Here is a 5,329-nt window from a genome sequence, read left to right as displayed (position 1 = left end):
AAAATACGTTGCAAAAAATCCATTTCGCGCTCCAAATTAATAACATTCATAATAATAAAATCTTATCTACATTAAAAAGGCAGTCTAACCAGTCAAAACATCGAGTTTAACACGAGTGTGCGTTATTGATAAAAGTTGTGTGACACTGAAAAAAGCAAGCTCATCACAATATCCAATAAGACATTGGCTGATATAGGCTTGATAATGAGAAAGCAAGAAAATTAAGAAAATGCTGAAATAGTTTACCTAGTAAGCAGGATGGGTTGATACCAAAAAATTATCATAGCAAATGCCAAACCAACATATTATTTATTATGAACAGATAGATAGCACATTTATGCTAACTTAAAAACTAATCAGAACCGAATAAATCGCGAGTATACACTTTATCCGCAACATCGCGAATTTCATCAACCATACGGTTTGATACAATCACATCACAACTAGCTTTAAACTCTTCAAGAGACTTAATCACTTTAGAATTAAAAAACTCATCTTCTTGAAGAACTGGCTCGTATACAACAACTTCGATTCCTTTTGCTTTTATACGCTTCATTATCCCCTGAACACTTGACGCTCTAAAATTGTCAGAACCTGACTTCATAATTAATCGATAAATCCCAACACATTTAGGGTTACGTTTTACAATCGATTCAGCAATAAAATCTTTACGAGTGGTATTCGCATCAACAATTGCACTAATAATGTTATTTGGTACGTCTGCGAAGTTGGCACGTAATTGTTTGGTATCTTTAGGTAGGCAATAACCACCATAACCAAATGATGGGTTATTGTAATGTTTACCAATACGAGGATCTAATCCAACACCTTCAATAACTTGACGGGCGTCTAACCCATGTGTTTCGGCATATGTATCAAGCTCATTAAAGTATGCAACACGAAGAGCAAGATAGGTATTAGAAAACAATTTAACAGCTTCTGCTTCAGTTGAATCAGTAAACAATACTTCAATATTTTCTTTAACTGCGCCCTGCACTAATAAATCAGCAAATATCTTAGCACGTTCACTCTGCTCACCAACAATAATACGGGAGGGATGCAAGTTGTCGTATAACGCACTGCCCTCACGTAAAAACTCAGGTGAGAATAGGATATTTTCACAACCAAACTTTTCTTTCACCTGTTTGGTATAACCCACAGGCACGGTCGACTTAATGACCATCACCGCTTGCGGGTTAATCGCCATAACCTCTTTAATAACCGCTTCAACAGATGAGGTATTAAAGTAGTTTGTTGCAACATCATAATCGGTTGGCGTGGCAATAATCACAAACTCAGCATTTTTATAAGCCAGCGATTTATCGAGTGTTGCCGTGAAATCAAGATCTTTGTTTTTTAAAAAATCTTCTATTTCAGCATCAACGATAGGAGATAGCTTGTCGTTGAGTAAATTAATTTTATCTTCAAGAATATCTACTGCAATAACTTCATTATGCTGTGCCAACAACATGGCATTAGACAGGCCAACATAGCCGGTACCGGCGATAGCAATTTTCATAATTTAATGAATCCTATAAAAAGCATCAATAAAACGAATGCTTTAAAAACAATATAAATGTGCAATAGCGTGAATTAATGCGTCCAACAATAAACAGATTGAAATTGTGATGAATAGAGAAGCCTCGTAGTCATTTAATCGGGTATCCGGCAGCAGATAAATCCATTATCTAGTTAATAACAGACCTCCGATTAACATACCTCAAAGTTGACGATTAATGAGGTAGCAGTGTAAGCAGCAGTGTGTTTTTTCATCATTTGCTAATAACCACAACTTCGTCATTACCGAAATCAGTTAATCGGGAAGCTTAATGACTACACGGAAAATCATGAGGTTTATTGCCATAAGCTTTGATTAAGGTAACTTGAACTTATGTGTCCTTATTTTATGTCAATCTATTTTGAATAGGTGAAAAGTAAAACATAAATTATGTCACACATTGTTAAGCCTGCGTTGTTGGTATATTTTTCTTCACCAAGAGAAATGCCAGACTCAAGACTTACTTGTTGAAATAGTGCAAGAAGTAATTGTTATTATTTTGCTGCACTCAGCAATACTTCTTTGATGACTCGGCATGTTTTATCCATTTCTTCAGCTGACAAAGTTGGATGAACCAAAAACATCAAGCTAGTTTCTCCAAGCTCAACCGCATTTTTTAAGTGTATTTCTGGCCGCCACGGAGTATTGTCGAAGGCTTTTTCTAAATACACTTCAGAGCAACTACCTTGAAATGCCGGCACACCTTTTACTATTATTTCATTAATAATACGGTCGCGTGACCAATCTGTTTTTAAAAACTCAGGCTGAACAAACAAATAATGCTTATATTCAGCATGTTCACAATATTTCGGCACATCAACTAATCGAACAATAGATAAACCAATAAGTGAATCATCAATCTGCTTAGCATTCGCTTGACGCTTGGCAGTCCAATCAGCCATGCGAGTTAACTGAATACGACCTATAGCCGCTTGCATCTCGGTCATGCGCCAGTTAGTGCCAAAACTTTCGTGTAACCATCGAAACCCAGGTGGGTGTTCACGGTTGTATATAGCATCAAAACTTTTACCGTGGTCTTTATAACTCCACATAGTAGACCACAACTCTTTTGAATTAGTGGTTACCATGCCACCTTCACCACCAGTGGTCATAATTTTATCCTGACAGAAAGACCAAGCACCAATATGACCAATTGAACCGACAGAGTGCCCTTTATACTTAGCGCCATGTGCTTGTGCACAATCTTCAATCACATAAAAACCACATTTTTCTGACAGAGCCATAATGGCATCCATTTCAGCAGGCATACCTGCTAAATGAACCACAATAACCGCTTTGGTTTTTTCTGTTAAAACGGCTTCAATGCTTGCTGCTGTTATATTCTGGCTATTCAGATCAACGTCAGTAAAAACAGGTGATGCACCTGAAGTCACAATACTTGAAGCGGAAGCTAAGAATGTACGAGAAGTGACAATAACGTCGTCACCGACACCAATATTTAAAGCTTTAAGGGCAAGATCTAGTGCTAATGTGCCATTACCAAGCGCGACGGCATATATGGTACCAGCAAAAGCGGCGAATTCTTTTTCAAACTCCCTGCCTTCTGTGCCAGTCCAATAATTAACTTTATTAGATAAAACAACACGACTTACTGCATCGGCCTCTTGTTGAGTGAAGCTAGGCCAAGGAGAAAATGAGGTATTTAACATGATGTTCCTATTAATTCCATATAGAAATAAGGTGTGAAATTACTTTTTATTATCTAGAAACTGCAGGGGAGCCATATGCAGTAATGTTATCAGGTATATTCTTTACAACTGTGCTGCCAGCACCAATCAAGCAGTTATCACCTATTGTTATTAACTGCTTTACTTGGCTGCCAATACCAACCCAGCTTTTGTTTCCAACAGTAACACCACCGGCCAAAGCGACGTTGGGGCAAATATGGGCAAAATCATCAATAATACAATCATGCTCAATAACAGCTGCAGTATTGATAATACAACCCACTCCTACTTTCGCAAAAGCATTAATAATCGCACCAGCAAAAACAACGGCTCCCTCTGCTATTACTGCATATTGGCTAATGATTGCGGTTGGATGAATTAATGTAATAAGGTCAAAATTATTTTGCTGTAATAACGTGACTTTTTGGTGGCGAATTTTATTATTACCAATAGCAACAACGACGCTTATAGGGTTATTTAATGCGACTAAATTGGCGCAGGTGCCGTGTATAGGCCAATGCTCAATCTGGGTTTTACTTGGGTAGGCATCGTCATAAAAGTTAACAGTAAAGCCAAGCTGCTCTGCAATATCAGCAACAATTTTGCCGTGGCCACTTGCGCCAACTATTGCTAACTCTTTAGTCATTACTTGAGCCTTTAAACGGTTCAATGGTTACATGTCCATCTGCACTAATACCTTCGCGTACAAACACTTTCTTAACCGTGAGTAGTAATATTTTAATGTCTAACCAGAAAGATTGATTTCCAACATACCAAACATCGAGTTTAAATTTTTCTTCCCAGCTAATAGCATTACGGCCATTAACTTGTGCCCAACCAGTAATGCCTGGCCGAACATTATGACGTTTTGTCTGTTCTTGTGAATAAAGTGGCAGATATTCAATCAGTAATGGACGAGGTCCCACTAAGCTCATCTCCCCTTTTAACACATTCCATAAACCGGGTAATTCATCTAAGCTTGATGAACGCAGTTTCTCACCGAAGGGAGTCAATCTTTCACTATCTGGGAGTGAGTGTCCATGTTTGTCGATTGTATCGCACATAGAACGAAATTTAAGCATTTCAAAAACCCCCCCATATAACCCAGGTCGTTTTTGTTTGAATAAAACTGGTGAACCAAGGTTTTTGGCAACGTAACTTCCCACTAATAATAAAATTGGAGCTAAAATTATTAATGCAAAAATAGAAATAACAATATCAAATAAACGTTTAATCATTGATAGCCTCGATTAAAGTGTTTTCTATTCTTTTAACCATAATATCTCGCGAATAAACGTTATAAGCAAGAAATGAGCATTTACTGATAGCTTGTTGATATCGATTCTGATCATTTAAGAAATTTGAAATTGCACTGGCAGACGTTCCGTAATCATTAGATGATAAAACGAGTCCACAATCATACTCAATAATAAATGACTCTTGCCATCCACCATAATTAATTGCAATAGGAGTAGAAGCAGCTAAAGCATCAAATAATTTATTTGCTGAGTTATGCCACATTTCAGGCACAGGTCCAAATAAAGAAACCGACAAATCAGCAGCTGAAAGTAATTTGACGATTTGGGTTTTAGGAACAGGAGGCAAAATATAAAAATTAATATCTAACACCCCTAATTCTTGAGCCTTTTTGACCACAGACTCCTTCATCATTCCATCTCCAATTGCAACAAAGCAAATATTCGCATCAATAAACTTCATATGGCTAGCTAAATAAGCCAGATATTCAACATTATTAATTAACCCAAAAGTACCTGTGTACACTACAAGTTTTCGACCCTTTAAAAAATCAAGGGAATCATTTATAAAATCGATGCCAATTGAAGCTGGCACATCAAATAATTGAGTATCACAACTGTTTGTTGCTAGTGTCACTTTATCTTCAGCAATACCATGACGAGTAATACCATCACACATACCTGGCGATAAACCAACAATCCTTTTGGAATTTTTGTATGTGTAAATCTCTAACCATGTAGCTAATTTAATAATAATAGGATTTTTGATCGCACCAACTACGATGGGTAGCTCAGGCCACAAGTCCCTAACTTCAAAAACAAGAGGC

The 5,329-nt window shown here is 37.2% G+C and carries 5 protein-coding genes; all 5 read right to left on the bottom strand.

Features of this window, described 5'->3' with window-relative positions; all coding sequences use genetic code 11:
• Window positions 1-352 precede the first annotated feature (352 nt).
• A complete protein-coding gene (locus ACJAT7_RS17630; protein WP_415228108.1) occupies window positions 353-1,519 on the bottom strand; it encodes a nucleotide sugar dehydrogenase in 1,167 nt (388 codons plus the stop codon).
• Window positions 1,520-2,052: 533 nt separating this feature from the next.
• Window positions 2,053-3,228 carry a DegT/DnrJ/EryC1/StrS family aminotransferase gene (locus ACJAT7_RS17625; RefSeq protein ID WP_415228107.1) on the bottom strand — a complete coding sequence of 392 codons (1,176 nt, stop codon included), beginning with the start codon at window positions 3,226-3,228 and terminating at the stop codon, window positions 2,053-2,055.
• A gap of 49 nt (window positions 3,229-3,277) precedes the next feature.
• Window positions 3,278-3,892, bottom strand: a complete 615-nt coding sequence (locus ACJAT7_RS17620; RefSeq protein WP_415228106.1) for an acetyltransferase — start codon at window positions 3,890-3,892, stop codon at window positions 3,278-3,280.
• On the bottom strand, window positions 3,885-4,484 hold the full coding sequence (locus ACJAT7_RS17615; protein ID WP_415228105.1) for a sugar transferase: 600 nt from the start codon (window positions 4,482-4,484) through the stop codon (window positions 3,885-3,887). The genes ACJAT7_RS17620 and ACJAT7_RS17615 overlap by 8 nt, the downstream gene beginning before the upstream one ends.
• Window positions 4,477-5,329 (bottom strand): glycosyltransferase family 4 protein (locus tag ACJAT7_RS17610; protein WP_415228104.1); only part of this gene is annotated, 853 nt, incomplete at its 5' end. The genes ACJAT7_RS17610 and ACJAT7_RS17615, both read right to left, overlap by 8 nt.

Source organism: Psychromonas sp., from assembly GCF_047632995.1.
Classification (GTDB): Bacteria; Pseudomonadota; Gammaproteobacteria; order Enterobacterales; family Psychromonadaceae; genus Psychromonas.
Note: the sequence above shows the minus strand (reverse complement) of the source record. Positions and strands in the feature narration are given on the sequence as shown.

Coding starts and splice junctions, on each gene's coding strand:
- ACJAT7_RS17630 (WP_415228108.1), bottom strand. CDS start 1,519: ATGAAAATTGCTATCGCCGGTACCGGCTATGTTGGCCTGTCTAATGCC.
- ACJAT7_RS17625 (WP_415228107.1), bottom strand. CDS start 3,228: ATGTTAAATACCTCATTTTCTCCTTGGCCTAGCTTCACTCAACAAGAG.
- ACJAT7_RS17620 (WP_415228106.1), bottom strand. CDS start 3,892: ATGACTAAAGAGTTAGCAATAGTTGGCGCAAGTGGCCACGGCAAAATT.
- ACJAT7_RS17615 (WP_415228105.1), bottom strand. CDS start 4,484: ATGATTAAACGTTTATTTGATATTGTTATTTCTATTTTTGCATTAATA.